Raw genomic sequence first — 19,438 nt, 5'->3', positions numbered from 1 at the left:
ACTCATGATCGGACGAGACGGGTGATCGCGGCAGTCGCTTCGTTCAGCTTGGTGTCGAGTTCCTGCTGGTCTGAGCGGGCGGCCTGGACGACGCAGTGCCGCATGTGGTCATCCAGCAACGCCAAGGCGAGCCCTTGCAGGGCGCTCGTCGCGGCACTGATCTGGGTCAGGATGTCGATGCAATACTGGTCCTCATCGATCATCCGCTCAATGCCACGCACCTGTCCCTCGATCCGCTTCGCCCGCATCAGATAGCGCGACTTATCGGTCAAATACCCGTGCTGCGCCGCACAGCACTCGGCCCGCTCGACCGCAACCGCGGGGATATCGGTGCTCACGCCGAGGCCGCCGTAACGTACTTGTGTGGGTCGGCGTCGAACCGAGGCCCGCACCCGGCGCAGCACAGGTAGTACCGCGTGCCCTCGAAGTCGCGGTAGAGGCCCTTGCTGACAGCGGCAGACTTGTCCACCACCGTGCCGGTCATGACGGGGCACTCCGCCGTGTCGGTACCGCCTGTGCCCGCCTGCCGGGCGCTGCGGGTCAGCTCGAGCGACTGCTCGCCGGGGCCGGTGTGCCCACAGCAAGACTGTCGGTGTGCATTGTCGGTCATCGTCGAACTCCTTCATCTCAGGCCCCCCGACCGTCTCACATTCACCTGAACGGGTACCCCAGCCGGGTACCCCGAATATATACCCCGGCGGGGTATTGACCGCAAGGGTTGCTCGGGATCGGCCGCGCGACCACCGCTCCGGCGCACTCGCCGCGACAGGAGGGCCTAGACATACCCGCCTGGGGTATGTTAAGCATGATTTGGAGATACCCACAGGGGGTATCTGAACTGGGTAGGAGAAGGCGATGACGACCAGCGAATACCAGGTGACAGGCATGACCTGCGGCCACTGCGAAATGTCCATCCGTGAGGAGGTCAGCCTTATCCCCGGTGTCGAGTCCATCGAGGTCAGCGCGCAGACGGGTCGGCTGCGTGTCACGGGAGCGCAGCAGGTGACCGACGAGCGGGTTCTCGCCGCGGTGGAAGAGGCTGGCTACTCGGCAGTGCGCAATCCATGAGTGCCATGCGCAGGCTGATCGTCTACGTGGTTGCGGTGACCGGTGTCTTCGCCAGCGCGTATGTGATCGGTGGGGTGGCAGTACCCGACTCGGCGGTCGCGCGGTGGGAGCACCGTGCCCCCGGTGGATCGCCCGCCGTGCCGGCGAGTGAACCGGGCGCCCCGCACGGTGGCGGCCACCAGCAGTGACGCAATGAAGCAGCGCGGGCCACAGGCCTGGCGATAGACCGCAAGTACGGATCGAGGAAAATGATGAGTGTGTCAGCGCCGTCGGGCGGCCGTAGTGTCGAGCTGGACATCGGCGGGATGACGTGCGCCTCGTGCGCGAACCGGATCGAGCGCAAACTCAACGGGCTCGATGGGGTCGAGGCCACGGTGAACTACGCCACGGAGAAGGCGAAGGTGCACGTCCCCGAGGGTTTCGATGCGCAGGCGCTGATCGACGAGGTGGCAAAGACCGGCTACTCGGCGACTCTCCCGCGGTCCTCGACGCCGGGGGCTGGAGGACCTGGTGCTGGGGTTGCCGGCGAGGACATGGACCCGGAGCTGACGTCCCTGAGGCAGCGGCTGATCGGCTCGGCTGTGCTGGCGGTGCCGGTAGTCGCGATGGCGATGGCACCGGCCCTACAGTTCACCTATTGGCAGTGGGCATCGCTCACGCTCGCTGCGCCAGTGATCGTCTGGGGTGCCTATCCGTTCCATCGGGCGGCGTGGATGAACCTCAAACACGGAACCGCCACCATGGACACCCTCATCTCGATGGGCACCCTAACAGCGTTCCTGTGGTCGCTGTACGCGTTGTTCCTCGGCACCGCCGGCACGCCCGGGATGACACACGGGTTCGAGTTCTCGATCGCTCCGTCGGACGGAGCAGGCAACATCTACCTCGAGGTCGGCGCAGGGGTCACGGTGTTCGTGCTCGCCGGCCGCTACTTCGAGAAGAGGTCCAAGCGGCAGGCCGGAGCAGCATTGCGCGCGCTCCTCGAGCTCGGCGTCAAGGACGTGGCAGTGCTGCGTGACGGCGCGGAGGTTCGGATCCCGGTCGCCGAGCTGGCCGTCGGCGACACCTTCGTGGTCCGACCGGGGGAGAAGGTCGCCACCGACGGGGTGGTCACGTCCGGATCCTCGGCCATCGATGCGTCGATGCTGACCGGCGAGTCCGTCCCGGTCGAGGTCTCCGTTGGGGACACGGTGACCGGAGCGACGGTCAATTCCGGAGGACGGCTTGAGGTGCGCGCCACCCGGGTCGGAGCGGATACGCAGCTCGCGCAGATGGCCAAGCTCGTCGAGGACGCGCAGACGGGGAAGGCCGAGGTGCAACGGCTCGCGGACCGGATCTCGGGTGTGTTCGTGCCGATCGTCATCGCGATCGCGTTCGCCACCCTCGGCGCGTGGCTCGGTGCTGGCTTCCCCGTCGCGGCCGCGTTCACTGCCGCGGTCGCCGTGCTCGTGATCGCCTGCCCGTGTGCACTTGGACTGGCCACGCCGACAGCGCTTCTCGTGGGAACGGGTCGTGGAGCCCAGATGGGTGTACTGATCAAGGGCCCGGAAGTGCTCGAGTCCACCCGCAAAGTCGACACCATCGTGCTCGACAAGACCGGAACGGTCACGACCGGCAAGATGACGCTGGCCGAGGTGATTGCAGAGGACGGCACCGACTCTGACGAACTGCTACGGCTAGCCGGTGCATTGGAGAACGCCTCCGAGCATCCGATCGCCCAGGCCATTGCCGCCGCGGCTCGCGACAGTGGCGGAGAACTGCCCACACCGGAAGGTTTCGCCAACGTCGAAGGACAAGGGGTGCAGGGCGTGGTCGACGGGCATGCCGTGATCGTGGGCCGCGAGAGTTTCCTGGCTGACTGGGCACTCGAACTGTCCCCTCGGACGGCGGCCGCGAAACGGGACGCCGAATCGGACGGTAAGACCGTCGTGGCGGTTGGCTGGGACGGTCAGGCGAAGGGCATCCTCGTTGTCGCCGACGCGGTCAAGCCGACCAGCGCCCAGGCCATCAGCGAACTGCGGGCCCTGGGCCTGAAGCCGGTGCTGCTCACCGGTGACAACGCCGCCGTCGCACAACGAATCGCGGCTGAAGTCGGCATCGACGAGGTCATCTCCGAGGTGATGCCGCAGGACAAGGTGTCGGTGGTCAAGCGCCTGCAGGATCAGGGCAAGGTCGTCGCCATGGTCGGCGACGGCGTCAACGACGCACCTGCGCTGGCCCAGGCCGACCTGGGCCTGGCAATGGGAACCGGCACCGACGTCGCGATCGAAGCCTCTGACATCACGCTGGTGCGCGGCGACCTGCGCAGCGCCGTTGACGCGATCAGGCTCTCTCGCAAAACGCTGAGCACGATCAAGACGAACCTGTTCTGGGCATTCGCCTACAACACCGCTGCGATACCGGTCGCTGCGGCGGGCATGCTCAACCCGATGCTGGCCGGGGCCGCGATGGCCTTCTCCAGCGTCTTCGTCGTCGGCAACAGCCTGCGGCTGCGTGGCTTCACCAGCGTCGCCAACTAACGTCGCCCCGGCCCCGGCCCCGGCCCTCCACCGCGGAGGGACCGGGGCCCTGCGTATCGGAACACCGCAGCACAGACTCCTGACAGCAGGTCACCGACGATGCATTCCCGCCGCAGCGGCCACGTCCGCTTCGCGGGCCGCGGGATCGGGCACACTCAGTGCGCCGGCTCGATGGAGCGCCCGCAACGCGAGTGCCGCGCCGGAACCGACGATGATGAGCACCAGCCAGATCAGCGCCGGGAACCCGAGCCGGTCCCCCAATGACATGAGCGCCCCGGTGCCGAGGTTGCCGGCCAGGATCCCCACGCCGACCACCGTGTTGTAGAGCCCGTAGTGGGTAGCGACGAGTCGATTGCCGGAGAGGCTGACGACCGTGTCCATCTCGAATGGGAAGACGGTCGCCGTGGCTATCGCCAGGCCCGCTGCCGCCAGCAACAGCGCCGCGATGGCGGCGACCTGCCCGGTCAGCGTTGCGGTCGGCACTGCTAGTAGCGGCACGAACGCCACCGTCATGAGCGCCATCCCGAGGCTGAGGCTGCGGGTGGGCCCGAACCGGCTCCGGAACCAAGCGGTGATCCGCAGCTGCCCGGCCACGGCGATCACACCGGTTACCACGAATACGGCCGCCACAAGGTAGGTCGACGCTTGCTCGCTGCTGGTGATCGACGCCGCGTGCAGTGGCAGCGCTAGATAGACCTGGAAAGAGAGCACGTAGGAGCCGATCATCGCGCACGAGAACAGCACGAACCGCCGGTTGCTGGCCACGGTCCGCCAGTCGGCAAGCACCGACGGCCGCGGCTCGGCTGTGGCTCTGCGGTCGCGCCGATCGCGTGGCAGAGCCAGGATCTGCGCGACGGTCAGCACGCCGAAGACCCCAGCGGCGACCGCCGATGTCACCTGGAAGTCGAAGGCCATCAACGCTACCCCGACCAGCGGGCCGATCAGGATGCCGCCCTGGTAGAAGATGTTGAAGATCGCGAAGGCTTCGATGCGCCGGTCTCCGGCGTCAGCGGCCAGGTACGCGCGCACCGCGGGGTTGAACAGTGCCCCGGCGAATCCGGTAGCTACGGATGCGATTAGCAGTGCAGGCAGCGATTCGACCGTCGCCAGCAGTACGAACCCGATGGTCCGCAGTAGGCACCCGGCGACGATGAGCGGCTTGAAGCCGAGTCGGTCGGCGAGGGTGCCGCCGATGAGGAACATCCCTTGCTGGGAGAAGTTCCGAATTCCCAGCACCAACCCGATCGCCCAGCCGGCGAGCCCGACGGGGCCAGCGAGGTATCCGGCTAGGTAGGGCATGAGCATGTAGAAGCCCAGGTTGATGGTGAATTGGTTGACCATCAACACCTGGCTGGGCCGGTCGAAGGTCCGGAACGTGGCGATGGGCCCCCTCATACGACGGTCAGCGGGTTGCGGACGTTGGTGGTGCGGGACCAGCGGGTGACCACGGTCCTGGCTGGGTCGGCGATGGTGATCGGCGCCAACGGTGGTGCGAGCGTCGGGTCGATGTTGTTGGCGTGGCAGTAGGCGTCGCTGTAGACGGTTCCGTAGTAGCGCTGGGGGCCGTCGGGGAAGATCGCAGCAACGACCGTGTCCGGCGAGCGGGTGCCGGCGATCCACCCGGCGACCTGGGCTACCGCACCGACGCTCCAGCCGCCGGTCGCGTAGTGCGTCGATGCCAAGGTCCGGCACGCCCACACCGACTCCTCGGGCGCGACCCAGTGCACTTCCGAGAACGCCGAGTAGTCGACGTTCTCCGGATAGATGCTCGAGCCAAGGCCACGCATGAGTCGCTTGTGCGCGGGCTGGCCGAAGATCGTCGATCCGATGGTGTCGACTCCGACGAGTTGCAGGTCCGGCAGGAACTGCCGCAGGGTGCGGCTGACCCCGGCCGAGTGTCCGCCGGTGCCGACCGAGCAGACGAGCACATCGATGTGCCCGAGCTGGGTCAGCAGCTCGAGGGCCAGCGGCTGATAGGCGCTGACGTTGTCCGGGTTGGTGTACTGGTCCGGGCACCACGCGGTCGGGTCCGCAGCCAGGTGCTCACAGACCCGGTCGCGTCGGGCTTGCTGCCATCCGCCCGCCGGATGAGGTTCCGTCACCAGGTCGACCTCGGCGCCGTAGGCGGCGAGCATCTGCGTCAGGATCGGCTCCAGCCCCGGGTCGGTCACCAGCGTCACCGGATGATCGTGCACGATGCCCGCGAGCGCCAGGCCGAGCCCGAGCGTGCCGCTGGTCGACTCCACGATCCGTGCGCCCGTCGTGAGATCCCCCCGTGCCTTGGCCCGTTCGATCATGTGCAGGGCAGGGCGGTCCTTCATGCCGCCGGGATTGAACCCCTCGAGTTTGGCCCAGAACCCGTGCCCGGCCGGCGCGAACGGTTCGGCGATCCGCATCACCGGAGTGTTGCCGACCAGGGCCGCCGGGCGCTCCGAGACAGGTCCGATGTCGAGGAGCGACCGGGCGGGCAACGGCGGGTGCAGCAATGACAGTGGGGGGCGAGAATCAGGAACCGTGGTCACTTCGGTGCTCACGTGCTGGGGTCCTTTCGGAAGCGGAAAAGGGCGGCACAGGTGTGTGGCACGCCACCCGGCGCGACGGTCTTGCAGGACCAGGACGGTCAGCGTGAGTCGGCAGATGGCGTGCCCGTGGCCCGCCGGGTGAAGACGTGCCACCGGTGATCAGTCCGGTGAGGGGTATCTGATCGCCCTCGACTGTGCGTGCCCTAACCAGGCCGTTACGTGTGCTCAAGATCAAGATTTGCTCAAGAACCGCGCCTCGGGTCGATCCTGGGCATACGGTCAGGCCACGATGGAGGCATGGATGCGATTGTTGCCGAGCCCAAGCCGACGGCGGTGACCGAACCGCGGCCGAAGCTGGGCCTGCGCGCGATGGTTGTCGAGGACGAGCCGGACCTCGCCGAGGTCATCGCCGACTACCTTCAGCGCAGTGGTTTCGATGTCGAGATCACCGGCGATGGAGCGGCCGCAGTCGCCGCCGCGCACCGAACTCCACCGGATGTCGTCGTCCTCGACCTCGGGCTGCCCTCGCTCGACGGTGTCGAAGTGTGCCGGCAACTGCGCACCTTCTCGGACGCCTACGTTGTCATGGTCACCGCCCGCGCCGACGAAGTCGACACTCTGGTCGGCCTGTCCGTCGGGGCGGACGACTATCTGACCAAACCGTTCAGCCCGCGGGAGCTGATCGCCCGAATCGAAGCAATGCTGCGCCGCCCCCGCGCCGGAACCGTCAACGGGCCCGCCATGCCCCAGGGCGCGGAGCGCCGCATCGGGGATCTGCTAATCGACCCGAACGGTCGGGAGGTGAGCGTCGCCGGTAGACCCGCGGCTCTCACCCGCACCGAGTTCGACCTTCTCGACGTCCTCTCCCGCCGCCCGGGCATGGTGTTCAGCCGCGACCAACTGCTCGCCGAACTCTGGGGACCGACCTGGGTCGGCGATGCACACGTCGTCGACGTCCACATCGCCAGCCTGCGTCGCAAGCTCGGCGACACCACCACCGAGCGGCGTTACATCCGCACCATCCGCGGCATCGGTTACCGAATGGGTGACGGCCGGTCGAAGCAATGAGCGCGCCCCGATCCGACGCACGGCGCACCCGTCGCCCACGTTCGGGGTTCACCACCAGGCTGTTCATCGCCCAGACCATCGTCATCGCCGCTGGCGCTGGGGCCTCCGCGCTGGTGGCGTGGACTGTCGCACCGCACCTGTTCCACACCCACATGGCCCACGCCGGCCTGCCGACCACCTCACCCCAAGCCAAACACGTCGAGGAGGCGTTCGCCTCCTCACTGGTGGTATCCGTCTCGGTCGCCCTGTTGAGCTCCGTGGTCCTCGCACTGGTCGTCAGCTGGCTGATCACCCGCCGCGTCCGACGCTCCATCGGCGCCGTGGTGACCTCGACGGCGAACATCGCCGCCGGCAACCACGCCATTCGCGTCCCGCCCAGCCGCCTGGGCCGCGAATTCAGCGACCTGACCCGCAGCGTCAACCGACTCGCCGAGCAAATCGATACCACCGAAGAGATCCGCCAGCAGATGCTCTCCGACCTCGCCCATGAACTCCGGACGCCGATCACCACCATCACCGCCCAAATCGAAGCCGCCGAGGACGGCATCCGCACGCCGGGCGCGCAAATGTACGGCGTCATCCGCAGCGCCACCGGCCGCCTCAAGCGACTCGCTGACGACATCGACGCCGTCTCCCGCGCCGGCGAACGACAACTACGCGTCGAAGCAGAGCCGACCGCGGTCAACGACATCACCACCGCCGCGGTCCGAGAAGCGCAACCCGGCTACGACGCCGTAGGTATCCACCTCGGCCTCGGACCCACCACCACCGACCTCGTCGACGCCGACCGTGCCCGCATCGGCCAGACCCTCGCGAACCTGCTCAGCAACGCACGCCGACACACCCCACCGGGAGGCAGCGTCACGGTCAGCAGCCGCCGCCGCGACCACAACCTCATCGACATCATCGTCGAGGACACAGGCGAAGGCATCGCCAGCGAACACCTCCCACACATCTTCGACCGCTTCTACCGCACCGACACCTCTCGCAGCCGCGACGCCGGCGGCAGCGGTATCGGCCTGACTATCGCCCGCGCGCTCGCCGAGGCCCACGACGGATCCCTCACCGCCACCAGCCGCGGCCCCGGACAAGGCGCCCAGTTCACCCTGACCCTGCCGGTCTACAAACGCCGCAACACCAAGCGAGAACACCCACCACCGGAACCCGGTACAGCCTCGAGCCCACTACCCCGACCGCCCCTTCAACGAACCCCACAGAGAATCCCTGCCAGAAAGACGAACCGATGAACCCGAAACGACTGATCACCACCGCCGCCGTCACCGCCACTATTGCCCTCGCCGTCACCGCCTGCGGCGACGACATGTCCACGATGAACATGAACGACGACACCAGCACTACCCCCACCTCAACCCAACCGTCGATGCCCGCAGGCCACTCGATGAGCAGCTCCCCGACTTCATCGCCGACACCTCACACAAGCATGCCGGGTATGTCGGGTATGCCAGGGATGGGCGACGGCAGCCCGACAGTCAGCCCCGCTGCCCCCTAAGCAGGGCCGCCCCCGACTTCCTCGACGTCAAACCAAGGAACCAATTCATGACACCGGTGACCAGACGAACAGCCCTCTTCGGCGGTCTCGCCGCGCTCAGCGTCGGCGCGCTCGCCGCATGTGGCGACAAGACCGCCAGCACGCCGAGTGGTGCCTCTCGTGCGCTGCAAGGACCGCCACTACAGGCCACACCCCAGGCCGGACAGAAGGTCGTTGAGACGACCCTCACCGCGCGCGAGACCACCGTAGACCTCGGCGGTATCACCGCCCGTACCTGGGCCTACGACGACGCCCTCCCCGGCAAGGTCCTGCGCGCCAACGCCGGAGACTTCCTCCGCGTCACCCTCGACAACAAGCTTCCCGCCGACACCACCATCCACTGGCATGGCATCCGCCTGCGTAACGAAGCTGACGGCGTTCCCGGCGTCACCCAGGATGCTGTGCGCCCCGGGGGGCGATTCGTCTACGAGTTCACCGCCCCGGACGCCGGCACCCACTACTTCCATCCCCACGTCGGTGCCCAACTCGACCGTGCCCTCTACGCTCCGATCATCATCGACGACCCCAATGAACCAGGCGCCTTCGACGCCGAGTGGATCGTCGTCCTCGACGACTGGACCGACGGCATCGGCAAGAACCCTGACCAGATCCTTGCCGACTTCCAAGCCAAGACCGGACCTTTGCAGACCGGAATGGGCGGGATGGGTGGCATGGACCACTCCTCGATGCCTGGCATGGGAAGCTCTCCGCTGGGCGATGCTGGCGACGTGGTCTACCCGCACTACCTCATCAACGGCCGAATCCCTACGGCGCCGACCGAGTTCCGCGCCAAGCCCGGACAACGCATCCGCCTGCGGATCATCAACGCCGGCTCCGACACCGTCTTCCGGGTCGCCCTTGGCGGTCACACGATGACCGTCACCCACACCGACGGACACAGGGTCAACGACATGCAGGCCCGCGCGCTCTTCGTCGCTATGGGGGAACGCTACGACGTGACCGTCACCGCAGGCGACGGCGCGTTTCCGCTAGTCGCCGCCGCCGAAGGTAAGAAGGGCCAGGCTCTGGCAGTCCTGCGCACAGGCTCCGGCGCCGCACCCGCCGCCGACATTCGCCCCGCGGAACTGGACGGCCCGGTCCTGCTCGGCGCCACCGAACTCACCGCCGCCGACTCCGCGCGCCTTCCTGACGCCCAGCCCGACTCCACGATCAAGGTCACTCTCAACGGCCAGATGGACCCGTACGCCTGGGGCATCAACGGCAAGAAGCACGGCGAAGACACGCCTCTGCGCGTCAGCAAGGGCCAGCGACTGCGGATGCAGATCACCAACGAAACGATGATGCTCCACCCCATGCATATCCACGGCCACACCTGGGGCCTCCCCGGCAGTGGCGGACTGCGCAAGGACACGGTGCTCATCAAGCCCATGGGCTCGGTCGAGGTCGACCTCGACGCGGACAACCCCGGAACCTGGGCCCTGCACTGCCACAACATCTATCACATGGAGATGGGCATGATGACCACCCTCAAGTACACCTGACGCGACCGACGTCTCCGCGGCTGCCCCCGATGGCGAGTGCGACCGACCAGCCACCAACTACTATGCTACTTAGTAGTTGGTGGCTGGTTCGTTAGCCGCCGAGAAGGGGTGAGGATGCGACGACAGTCCACACGGGCATCGCTGGGCGATGATGACCGTCCCCCGAGCGGCAGCTCGAGTCTGCGCCGGTGCGCCGGTGTGATCGCGGTGCTTGTGGTCGCGATGCTGCTCGGCGGGTGCGTTCAGCTCAGCGACCGGGCACGCGATGGCGGGATCATCGCTCCGGATGGCAAGGCCAGGCACTTCTACCCGCCCGAGCGGCGCAGCGTCGTCGGTGAGCTGTCCGGACGTAGTGTCACTGATCCCGGGGCCACGCTGCGACTGTCGGACTACGCCGGAAAGGTCGTGGTGATCAACGTCTGGGGCTCCTGGTGCGCCCCCTGTCGTCTCGAGGCTCCTGCTCTGGAAAAGGTGTACACGGCGCGCAAGTCCAAGGGTGTGCAGTTTCTCGGTATCGACGTTCGTGAAACCGCCGGCGACGATGCGGCGCGGGACTTCATCCGCTCCCACGGGCTGACCTATCCGTCGATCTACGATCCCCCTGGCAAGACGCTGCTCGCGCTCGGTGAGCAGTACCCGACCACAGTAGTGCCGATGACCTTCGTCCTTGATCGGCAGCATCGCGTGGCCGCGGCATACCTGACGACGATCGACGAGAAGACCCTCACCGATGCCGTGGACCGCGTCGCCGGGGAGGGCTGATGGGACAAGCCTTTGCCGACGCCGCCGTGTCAGGTCCGCTGATCCTGGCGATCGGGGCATGCCTGCTCGCCGGGTTGGTGTCCTTCGCCTCGCCGTGCATCGTGCCCCTTGTTCCCGGCTACTTGTCGTACCTCGCGGGGCTGGTCGGCGCCGAGGCTCCAGCGACGTCGATCGCAGAGCTCGGCGGCAGCGGAAAGGCGGTAGACCGGTCCGGTCGGTGGAGAGTGCTCGGCGCAGCCGCGTTGTTCGTCGGCGGGTTCACAGCGGCCTTCCTCTTGATGACGATGTCGGTGTTTGGTCTGGCGGCGACGATTCGGCTCAATGCAGAGACGCTGATGCGGATAGGTGGGGGAATCACCATCATCATGGGCTTGGCGTTCATCGGATTGGTCCCGGCACTTGCCCGCGAGGTGCGTTTTGCGCCACGACCCTGGACCACGCTTGCCGGTGCCCCGCTGCTGGGCGGGGTGTTCGCGCTCGGCTGGACTCCCTGTATCGGTCCCACCCTGGCGGGGATCATGTCGATCATTGTGGGCACCAACGCAGCGCCGGCACGCGGTGCCGCGCTGGTGGTGGCCTACTGCGTAGGCCTGGGCCTGCCGTTCATCGCACTCGCCGTCGGATCGACCGCCGCGGTGCGGGCCGTCGGATGGCTTCGCCGCAACAGCCGACGCATCCAGGTCGCCGGCGGCGTGCTCATGATCGCCGTCGGACTCGCCCTGGTCACCGGCTACTGGTCCGACTTCGTCGACATGGTCCGGCGGCTCTTCGTCTCCAACATCGTCATGCCGATCTGACAGGAATCGCCGTCGACACGCACCAACCAGTACGCCCGCGATCGCCCAGACGACTCGCGACGAGCAGCACCACCACGGTCCAGAATTGAGGAGATCTCACTCGTGACCACGCAGACAGCACGAAGGCTCCCATCCGCGACATCCACTCGGTGGGGGCCGGCTCATTGGCCGTGGACGCACACAGCGGTCAGGCTACTTCTGGCTGCCGCCGGCGGCGGAGCGATGTTCATCTCGTTCCCACCCACCGCGCTGTGGGGAGCGGCGCCGGTCGGTGTCGCGCTCGTGGTCGCCGCCGTGTGGGGCTGCGGAATCGGCCAAGCCCTGCTGTACGGCTACGCCGCGGGGCTGGCGTTCTTCCTGCCCTTGCTTCCGTGGGTAGGCATCTACGTTGGGGCTGGGCCGTGGATCGCGCTCGCCGCGGTCGAAGCCGTCGCGGTAGCGGTGTTCGGCGCCTTGGTCAGCCGGATGGTGGTTCTCCCCGGCTACCCGCTGTGGTGCGCCTGCGCGTGGACAGCGACGGAGGCACTGCGCAGCCGCCTGCCATTCGGCGGGTTCCCTTGGGGAAAGTTGGCGTTCGGGCAGACCGATGGGCCTCTCGTACAGTTGGCCGCGATCGCCAGCGCACCGGCCGTCTCGTTCGCGGTCGCCCTCATCGGGTGCTCCGGTTTCGCCGTGGTCCGCGCGGCACTGCGGAGGTCACCGCGCGCTGCTGTCCGTGCGTCGCTTGGTGGCATCCTCCCGTTCGCCGGCGCAGCACTCCTAATCGCGCTACCAGCGTACGAACCGCGAGCGAGCGTGACCGTTGCGGTGATCCAAGGCAACGTTCCCCGCCTAGGACTGGACTTCAATGCTCAGCGTGCCGCAGTGCTCGAGAATCACCTACGACGCACCGAGGACCTCGCCAGTGCCATCGAATCTGGCCAGATGCCCCGGCCCGCCATGATCGTCTGGCCCGAGAACGCCTCGGATATCGACCCGCTGCGCGATCGGCAGGTGCGCGCGCGGATCGATGAGACGGTCAACAGGCTCGGCGTACCTGTCCTCGTCGGTGCAGTGCTCTCCGCCGACGACGGCACATCACGCAACGTCTCCATCGTCTGGAACCCCGGCTCCGGTCCTGGACAGCAACACATCAAGCGGCGACTGGTGCCCTTCGGGGAGTACCTACCGATGCGGCCGCTCGCGACCCGCCTGTCCGCATACGCCGACAAGGCCGGCCGGTTCGTGCCTGGCGATGGTGACGGCATTGTCACCCTCGCTGGCATACCGACCGCGGCTGCCATCTGCTACGAAGTGGCCTTCGACGACCTCGTCCGTGAATCTGTACGCGGTGGAGCCCAGCTGATCACCGTGCCCACTAACAACGCGACCTTCGGCCGCACGGCCATGTCGTACCAACAACTGGCGATGTCCCGACTGCGGGCCATCGAGCACCGCCGCACCGTCCTGATCGCCGCGACGAGTGGCGTCAGCGCTGTCGTGACCCCGGACGGGACGGTCACCGACCAGTCCGCACTGTTCAGCGCGGATACTCTGATCGCGACTGTTCCCCTCGACGACCGGCTCACACTCGCCACCCGCTGGGGCGCGTTGCCCGAAGCGGTCACGTCCGCCCTGGCCGCTGCGGCCCTGATCGCCGCAACGGTGATCAAACGGCGCGCACGTCGCACCACCGGTCTCAAACAGTCGGTCCCCGCCGATACGACGCCCGTGCCCATCGACGAGCAGAAGACACCATGAGCGTCGCCCTTCCCCCCGGACCCGACGAGTGCGCCTCAACCCCGCCGTGGCATCGCCGGCACCGGTACGCACTGGCCCTTATTGCGATCGCTGCCGCGCTGCTGCTCATCGCCGTCTCGACCGCGCATTCGCTCACGGAAAAACCAGGAGACCACGATACCGCCTCCACCGGCACCCGCACTGGAACCGAGGCCCCACTCCAGGCCAGCTCAGCCCGCGGTGTACCTAAACCGCAGTGCGGCGGAACGAAATCGGTATCAGCCCGATCCGTTGGGCCCCTGGCAGATCTGTCCGAGCCCTGCCTCACTACCCCCGATGTGATCAACCTCGGACAACTCACCGCAGGCAGAACCACTTTGCTCAACTTCTGGGCGTCCTGGTGCGGGACGTGTCGCGAAGAAATGCCGATCCTCTCGCGCTATGCCCAACGCCCCGAAGCAGTCCAGGTACTCGGGATCAACGTCCGCGACGTCGAGAGTTACGCTCGTACCTTCGCCACCGATCTCGCCCTCGCGTACCCGAGCATCATCGACGCGGACGGCGCGGTCGCGAGGACACTGCAGATCCCGCCCCTGCTGCCGCTGTCCTTTCTCGTCCGCCCCGACGGCTCCGTGCAGCGGATCGTGGACCCGCTGGTCTTCCGATCAGTACAGGACATCGAGGACGCTGTTGCTAGGGCGCAACCCTCGCTTCCGGGCAAGTGAGCGCTTCAGTCGATGGAACGGTCAGAACACCCACCCGCACCTGCTCGACGACTCGCCGCGCCTGGTACCTGTACCGGCGGAGCGGGTGAGAGTACCTCGCCTGCGGACCTGGCGGGCTCGACCACTCACCATAAAGTACTATGCAAATTAGTAGTTGCGTGATGAGGCGGGTCGAGGGAGGCTGAATGGTTCTGCAACGGCGAACTCTGCTGGCGCGGACGGCAACCGGAATCGGAGCCGTCGCGATCACGTCCGCCTGCGGTGCCGAGCGGGGCGCGGTGCCGCTGAGCGGATCCTCGTCCTCACCGAAACCGTCGGGCGCCGTGCCACTGATCGAGCTGGCGCCGGCCGACGGCGCCGCGGAGGTCACACCCCGCACACCGGTCACTGTGCGTGTCGTGGGCACCGGCGCCCTCGCCGAAGTCACGCTCACCAACGAGGCGGGACGCGCCGTTGCCGGCACGTTGGACGCACCGCGCAAATCCTGGTCGGCCGGTGAGCCCCTTGGATTCGGCCGCACCTACCGCTTGCGAGCGGTCGCGGTCGATGAGGCAGGACGCCGGACCGAACGGCAGAGCACGTTCACCACTCTCGCGCCACAGGCGCAGGCGACGATGGAGCTGGCAACGACGGCGGGCACCCCGGTCGGCGAAGGGCGGACCTACGGTGTGGGGCTGGTGCTGGTGGCGAAGTTCGACACCGACATCGCAGACCGCGCCGAGGCAGAACGTCGTATGAAAGTCACCTGTACACCCGCGGTCGAGGGAGCGTGGTGCTGGGTCTCGAATACCGAAGCGCATTGGCGACCTGAGAAATACCACACGCCGGGCACTCAGATCACCGTGGACGCCGCGCTATACGGTGTCCGCCTGGGCGAGCGCCTCTACGGCGCCGAGGACGTGCGTGCCAGTGCGACCATCGGCGCCTCGCATGTCTCGATCGCCGACGACGCGACCAAGACGGTCACCGTCTACGACGGCGGTAATCTCGTCCGTACGATGCCCACCTCCATGGGCATGGGCGGCAGCGAGATCATCAACGGCAACACCATCAGCTTCTGGACCCAACGGGGCATCTACACCGTGATGGACAAGGCGAACCCGGTGGTGATGGACTCGTCCACCTACGGGCTACCGATCAACTCGCGCTTGGGGTACAAACAGACGATCAACTACGCGACACGGATCAGCACAGACGGTATCTACCTGCACCAACTCGACAGTTCTGTGTGGGCGCAGGGCAACACGAACACTTCCCACGGGTGCCTCAACCTCAACGGTGACAACGCTCGATGGTTCTTCGACTTCTCGGTCCCCGGCGACATCGTCGAAATCCGCAACACTGGCGGCGCACCTCTCGAGCAATGGCAGAACGGTGACTGGAGTGTGCCCTGGCAGCAGTGGACCAAAGCCAGCGCCCTGGCGTCGTCGGAAGGCCGCTGACCAGGACGGAGAATGGGCGAGGCAGTCCGGATCTGTCTGAGCACATCCCGGTAGCCCCGCCGACTCGTCACAACGTCATCACCCATATCGCCACCGCGATCGCGGCCGTAGCACCTGCTGCGACTGCGGTACGCCCCCACCGAGTGTGCGGGTCGGAGCGCAGCGGAAACAGCACCTGCCGGACCAGCGCGTAGGCAGCGAGTCCGATCACGAAGATCGCTCCCGAGTGCCGGACGCCCAGGAACAGGAATTCGGCCCCTATCGCCAGCGTCCCGCACGCCGCAGCTTCAAACAGCTGCACCGGATAGCGTGAAGCGGCCACCCTCCGATCCGATGACCACAGTGACCACCGCGACACGGTGACCTTTCCAGCGCAACAGCCGGTCAGCCAACACCCCGGCCTCCCGACGGCCATCCCTGCGAGCAGTGCCGGGGCAGCAGAATCGAGCACCGCGCCCCATGACAGTCCGATCGCCGGCGCCCCCATCACCAAGACCACCGCGGCAGCGGCGTTGAACCCCTGAATGCAGGCTCCGGAGGACAGCAGCTTCCGTAGCGGCATCCGATGGATTGCCAAGAACCACAACCGCGCGCCGAGAAACCCCACAGCACAGGCCACACCGCTGATCCCCACCGCCGCGAATGCAGAGCCGCCAGCGAGGGAGACGTTCACTGCCATGAGCGCGACCGCGACGACAGCGCCGAGCCCCACCAGCAGCGGCCAACACCACGCTGCCACCGCGGGCCCGTGTGCCAGAGGCGCGAACACCGTCCGGACCCGCATCTGCTGGTCCGGAAGCTTCATCTCGCCCGCCAGCTCGCCCGCCTGCGTCGCAGCCGGTGTCCACGCTGCTCGCACCCGAATATCCCACTCGCCTGCCGGGATCCCCGATAGCCGCTCGGTCACAGCGACCGGCCGCCCGCGGGCCGCCGCGAGACTGACATCGCGCTGGCAGGTGAATCGCCCTTGCGTATCGTCGGCCTCGGCGCCGATCCGTAGGCCCTCGTACTGCATCCGGAGCGCACCGGGAGCGCTGACCGCGTCTAGCACGTACGTAGCGGACAGTCCTTGTGGCTCCGCTTCGTTCACTGGGTCGCAACCGCCCACCGGACCGGTGATCGTCGAGATCCTCTCCGACGCCTGCACCGCGTCATGCCGCACCGGCGCGCCGACGGATTCGGTCACCGTTGGAAGGCCCACGTCTGGATCCGGCACGCTAGAGAGATGTTTCATCGATCAGGCCTCTCCCGAGATTGAGCTACTAACACGCTTAGTAGGTAACTACTATGTTGAATAGTAGATGAGGGGCGGGCAGGCCCGCCACCAAGAACTACTATGTGATCTAGTAGTTATGCTGAGTTCGAGGAAAGACAAGCGCGAGGTGAGGAGGGTGCACTGTGAGTGGTATGAACCGCAGGGCGGTCATTGGACGGGTGCGGTGGTGGCACGCAGCGGCTGGCGGTGCGCTGATCGCACTGGTGATCGCGATCCCCTCCCGAGTGCTTCCCAATCCTGTCTTCACCCGGATGACGCCGGTGCGCTGGTGGGACTACCTCGTCCTCGTGGTGGTGACCGTTCTCGCGGCCGCCTGGCTGGCAGCTCCGGTGGTGGCCGGGTGGAATCGTGGTGCTGTGCGAGGCACTTCCGGTGTGGTCCTGTCGACGCTCGCGGTGGGGTGCCCGTTGTGTAACAAGGTCGTCGTCGCGATGTTGGGCGCGTCGGGAGCGTTGACGCTGTGGGCGCCGCTGCAGCCCCTGGTTGCTGTCGTCTCGGCCCTCGCCATGGGTGCCGCGGTCGCCACCCGCTGGGGGATACGGTGGTCGTGGCGGGGCGGCGAGCCTGAGCATCCGCTACAGGTGAGCGAATGCCCCGCCGGGGTGTGCGACCCCTCGGCGAAGATGCCTGTGGCTGTGGACACGACCGCCGGGCATCGGCATTCGTGACTCGTCGAATAGCGGCACCGGAGCGTAGTGGCTCAAGGACGTAGGCGCTCGGGACTCGGTGTACGGTCGCTGAAATGCGACTCGTGGGTCGCACTCGCTAGTCACGATGAAGCGTCGCAGCGGATGTTGCTGCGCAGTTGGCCCCCCGGGGAACAGGCAAATCTCTCTGTCACGCTGCGCCACGGGCGCAGCGGGCTAGAGCGCTGGGCAGGAAATAGCGGACACGACGAGGGCTGCAAGCGCCACCGTAGCGGCTGATCCCAGGGCGGTGGCCGCGGCGACCGCGCCGCAGTGGCGCACGCGAGCACTGCGGCTCGCTGCGGGGAGCTGTAGGCGGCGGGCCCGCGCCGAGGTCGCGGTGGTCGCCATCGCCAGAGTAGGGCCCCGCCCGGCTGTCCCTGATCGCTGCCGCACCGATTGTGCGGAGGCCATCTGCAGCAGGGCCCGGTGTACCGTGGCCGCCCCGCAACGGCGTGCTGCTGCTCCGTCAGCGATCGCCTCGACCAATTCCCGCACGGCGCTCGGGGCGTTCCGGCACAGCGGGATCGGGCGCAGGACCTGCCCGATGACCTCAGTGATGGCAACGATCAGGTGGTGGCGACCGCGGAGGTGTGCGTGCTCGTGTGCCAGCACTGCCGCCAGCTCGGAGGGTGCCAACAAGGTCTGTAGGCCGCGGGAGATCACCACCATCCCGCCCCTGGGTGCGGCGATGGCGAATGCCAAGGGGGCGTCGTGCTCGAGGCACCACACTCGGCCGTCCCCGGCGGCTGGACTGGCCACCAGCCTTATTCGGTCGCAATGCAACGTCGCGACCGCCCGCCGGCGCGCGAGGACGAAGACGCAGCGCACGCCGGAGATCACGACGGAGCCCGCAATGAGCGCGGCTAGTGCGGCGCCGGTCGCCCGGCGTCCCTGCGGCACGGTGCCATGGACCGCCAGGGACCAGCAGTCTCCGAACGCAGTGGTTACCGAGTAGTCTGCGTGCAGCGGCAGCAACAGTGCCACGATCGCTAACGCCGTCAGCAGTCCAAGCATTGCCAGCGCTCCCACCCAGCCGATGAGCAGGGCAACTGGATCGAGCCGCGTACGCCCCGCGCGGGTGAGCAGCACAGGTCCGGCAGCCGCGATCGCAGCCGCCGCGACGACCAATGCCGCGAACACCGTCATCGTGTACTCATTCCCTCCATCCGGGTCCGGATTCGGATCTCGCGCACCGGGCTTAGTCTATTGCTGCCGTGACCGACGGCGTAGTGCCCGCCGGATGACCTTTGATTCCTCGTCCGACGCGGACTCGGTGAAGTGCAGCAGCACTGCCTCAGGATCGCCGGATGCATCCAGCACGTCACGCAGCGCCTGGGTCGCAGCCTCCGCGCGGCTGAGTGTCGGCTCGTAGAAGTAGGCCTTGCCGACCTTCTCGCGTTGGACCCACTGCTTGCGGTGCAGGTTGTCTAGAACCGTCATCACCGTGGTGTAGGCCAGTGCCCGCCCGGTGTCGAGGGCATCGACCACCTCCTGCACCTTCAAGGCGTGCTCACTGTCCCAGAGCACTTGCATGACCGCGGATTCCAACTCACCAGGCAAGGGTCGCACTCCTCCTTAGTACTATCGTGGATAGTAGCAGGATCTTGATTGAATCTTGAATACCGCAGGCCAACCCCATTGTAGGTGGCAGTTAAGGCTCTGCATCTGCTCGATCACCGCTTCCCTCTGTGGCGTCTGTGACGTACGGTTCGGATGGTACTCAAGGGGTGCCGGTGCGGCGCGTCAAACTTTGCGTAAAAAGATTGCGCACCAACAATATTCCGCTTCTGATCCCCTCGC

General features: G+C 67.0%; 18 protein-coding genes. 11 read left to right on the top strand and 7 right to left on the bottom strand.

The window, feature by feature from the left end:
- Window positions 1–2: 2 nt before the first annotated feature.
- Window positions 3–338, bottom strand: a complete 336-nt coding sequence (locus BLW32_RS00730) for a metal-sensitive transcriptional regulator (RefSeq protein ID WP_019201621.1) — start codon at window positions 336–338, stop codon at window positions 3–5.
- Window positions 335–610 carry a YHS domain-containing protein gene (locus BLW32_RS00725; RefSeq protein WP_019201622.1) on the bottom strand — a complete coding sequence of 92 codons (276 nt, stop codon included), beginning with the start codon at window positions 608–610 and terminating at the stop codon, window positions 335–337. Before BLW32_RS00725 ends, BLW32_RS00730 begins: the two co-directional genes overlap by 4 nt.
- Before the next feature lie 245 nt (window positions 611–855).
- On the opposite strand from BLW32_RS00725, the gene BLW32_RS00720 reads away from it, so the two are divergent.
- Both BLW32_RS00720 and BLW32_RS00715 read left to right on the top strand, forming a co-directional pair.
- On the top strand, window positions 856–1,068 hold the full coding sequence (locus BLW32_RS00720; RefSeq protein ID WP_019201623.1) for a heavy-metal-associated domain-containing protein: 213 nt from the start codon (window positions 856–858) through the stop codon (window positions 1,066–1,068).
- A gap of 257 nt (window positions 1,069–1,325) precedes the next feature.
- A complete protein-coding gene (locus BLW32_RS00715) occupies window positions 1,326–3,587 on the top strand; it encodes a heavy metal translocating P-type ATPase (protein ID WP_371190617.1) in 2,262 nt (753 codons plus the stop codon).
- 90 nt (window positions 3,588–3,677) lie between these two features.
- Here BLW32_RS00715 and BLW32_RS00710 read toward each other — a convergent pair whose 3' ends face one another.
- Both BLW32_RS00710 and BLW32_RS00705 read right to left on the bottom strand, forming a co-directional pair.
- On the bottom strand, window positions 3,678–4,970 hold the full coding sequence (locus tag BLW32_RS00710; protein ID WP_175546284.1) for an MFS transporter: 1,293 nt from the start codon (window positions 4,968–4,970) through the stop codon (window positions 3,678–3,680).
- Between the two features lie 8 nt (window positions 4,971–4,978).
- Window positions 4,979–6,058: a PLP-dependent cysteine synthase family protein gene (locus tag BLW32_RS00705; protein WP_051158972.1), complete on the bottom strand. Its 1,080-nt coding sequence runs from the start codon at window positions 6,056–6,058 to the stop codon at window positions 4,979–4,981.
- Between the two features lie 348 nt (window positions 6,059–6,406).
- Here BLW32_RS00705 and BLW32_RS00700 point away from each other — a divergent pair, with 348 nt between their 5' ends.
- The 8 genes from BLW32_RS00700 to BLW32_RS00665 all read left to right on the top strand — a co-directional run bounded on the left by BLW32_RS00700 (window position 6,407) and on the right by BLW32_RS00665 (window position 15,673).
- Window positions 6,407–7,177, top strand: coding sequence for a response regulator transcription factor (locus BLW32_RS00700; RefSeq protein WP_051158842.1), 771 nt, complete (start codon window positions 6,407–6,409; stop codon window positions 7,175–7,177).
- Entirely contained in the window at window positions 7,174–8,424 is a 1,251-nt protein-coding gene (locus tag BLW32_RS00695; RefSeq protein WP_019201628.1) for a sensor histidine kinase, read from the top strand. The genes BLW32_RS00700 and BLW32_RS00695 overlap by 4 nt, the downstream gene beginning before the upstream one ends.
- A gap of 310 nt (window positions 8,425–8,734) precedes the next feature.
- Entirely contained in the window at window positions 8,735–10,228 is a 1,494-nt protein-coding gene (locus tag BLW32_RS00690) for a multicopper oxidase family protein (protein WP_019201630.1), read from the top strand.
- Window positions 10,229–10,426: 198 nt separating this feature from the next.
- Window positions 10,427–10,990, top strand: a complete 564-nt coding sequence (locus tag BLW32_RS00685) for a TlpA disulfide reductase family protein (protein ID WP_019201631.1) — start codon at window positions 10,427–10,429, stop codon at window positions 10,988–10,990.
- Complete coding sequence (locus tag BLW32_RS00680) at window positions 10,990–11,787, top strand: cytochrome c biogenesis CcdA family protein (protein ID WP_019201632.1); 798 nt, start codon at window positions 10,990–10,992, stop codon at window positions 11,785–11,787. The genes BLW32_RS00685 and BLW32_RS00680 overlap by 1 nt, the downstream gene beginning before the upstream one ends.
- Window positions 11,788–12,009: 222 nt before the next feature.
- Complete coding sequence (lnt, locus tag BLW32_RS00675; RefSeq protein WP_019201633.1) at window positions 12,010–13,527, top strand: apolipoprotein N-acyltransferase; 1,518 nt, start codon at window positions 12,010–12,012, stop codon at window positions 13,525–13,527.
- Window positions 13,524–14,231, top strand: coding sequence for a TlpA family protein disulfide reductase (locus tag BLW32_RS00670; RefSeq protein WP_081585946.1), 708 nt, complete (start codon window positions 13,524–13,526; stop codon window positions 14,229–14,231). The genes lnt and BLW32_RS00670 overlap by 4 nt, the downstream gene beginning before the upstream one ends.
- A 185-nt stretch (window positions 14,232–14,416) precedes the next feature.
- Complete coding sequence (locus BLW32_RS00665) at window positions 14,417–15,673, top strand: L,D-transpeptidase (protein WP_019201635.1); 1,257 nt, start codon at window positions 14,417–14,419, stop codon at window positions 15,671–15,673.
- A gap of 67 nt (window positions 15,674–15,740) precedes the next feature.
- Here the strand turns inward: BLW32_RS00665 and BLW32_RS00660 are convergent, their stop codons facing one another.
- Window positions 15,741–16,859, bottom strand: coding sequence for a prolipoprotein diacylglyceryl transferase family protein (locus BLW32_RS00660; RefSeq protein ID WP_158635062.1), 1,119 nt, complete (start codon window positions 16,857–16,859; stop codon window positions 15,741–15,743).
- 221 nt (window positions 16,860–17,080) lie between these two features.
- On the opposite strand from BLW32_RS00660, the gene BLW32_RS00655 reads away from it, so the two are divergent.
- A complete protein-coding gene (locus BLW32_RS00655) occupies window positions 17,081–17,617 on the top strand; it encodes a hypothetical protein (protein WP_019201637.1) in 537 nt (178 codons plus the stop codon).
- 195 nt (window positions 17,618–17,812) lie between these two features.
- Here BLW32_RS00655 and BLW32_RS00650 read toward each other — a convergent pair whose 3' ends face one another.
- Together BLW32_RS00650 and BLW32_RS00645 are read right to left on the bottom strand one after the other, a co-directional pair.
- Window positions 17,813–18,784 carry a M56 family metallopeptidase gene (locus BLW32_RS00650; RefSeq protein ID WP_019201638.1) on the bottom strand — a complete coding sequence of 324 codons (972 nt, stop codon included), beginning with the start codon at window positions 18,782–18,784 and terminating at the stop codon, window positions 17,813–17,815.
- 57 nt (window positions 18,785–18,841) lie between these two features.
- Window positions 18,842–19,207: a BlaI/MecI/CopY family transcriptional regulator gene (locus tag BLW32_RS00645; RefSeq protein WP_040765956.1), complete on the bottom strand. Its 366-nt coding sequence runs from the start codon at window positions 19,205–19,207 to the stop codon at window positions 18,842–18,844.
- Window positions 19,208–19,438 lie beyond the last annotated feature (231 nt).

This window comes from Tsukamurella tyrosinosolvens, assembly GCF_900104775.1.
Taxonomy (GTDB): domain Bacteria; phylum Actinomycetota; class Actinomycetes; order Mycobacteriales; family Mycobacteriaceae; genus Tsukamurella; species Tsukamurella tyrosinosolvens.
This window is presented reverse-complemented; position numbering and strand designations above follow the sequence as displayed.

Coding starts and splice junctions, on each gene's coding strand:
- BLW32_RS00725 (WP_019201622.1), bottom strand. CDS start 610: ATGACCGACAATGCACACCGACAGTCTTGCTGTGGGCACACCGGCCCC.
- BLW32_RS00650 (WP_019201638.1), bottom strand. CDS start 18,784: ATGACGGTGTTCGCGGCATTGGTCGTCGCGGCGGCTGCGATCGCGGCT.
- lnt (WP_019201633.1), top strand. CDS start 12,010: ATGTTCATCTCGTTCCCACCCACCGCGCTGTGGGGAGCGGCGCCGGTC.
- BLW32_RS00700 (WP_051158842.1), top strand. CDS start 6,407: ATGGATGCGATTGTTGCCGAGCCCAAGCCGACGGCGGTGACCGAACCG.
- BLW32_RS00695 (WP_019201628.1), top strand. CDS start 7,174: ATGAGCGCGCCCCGATCCGACGCACGGCGCACCCGTCGCCCACGTTCG.
- BLW32_RS00655 (WP_019201637.1), top strand. CDS start 17,081: ATGAACCGCAGGGCGGTCATTGGACGGGTGCGGTGGTGGCACGCAGCG.
- BLW32_RS00690 (WP_019201630.1), top strand. CDS start 8,735: ATGACACCGGTGACCAGACGAACAGCCCTCTTCGGCGGTCTCGCCGCG.
- BLW32_RS00670 (WP_081585946.1), top strand. CDS start 13,524: ATGAGCGTCGCCCTTCCCCCCGGACCCGACGAGTGCGCCTCAACCCCG.
- BLW32_RS00680 (WP_019201632.1), top strand. CDS start 10,990: ATGGGACAAGCCTTTGCCGACGCCGCCGTGTCAGGTCCGCTGATCCTG.
- BLW32_RS00665 (WP_019201635.1), top strand. CDS start 14,417: ATGGTTCTGCAACGGCGAACTCTGCTGGCGCGGACGGCAACCGGAATC.
- BLW32_RS00720 (WP_019201623.1), top strand. CDS start 856: ATGACGACCAGCGAATACCAGGTGACAGGCATGACCTGCGGCCACTGC.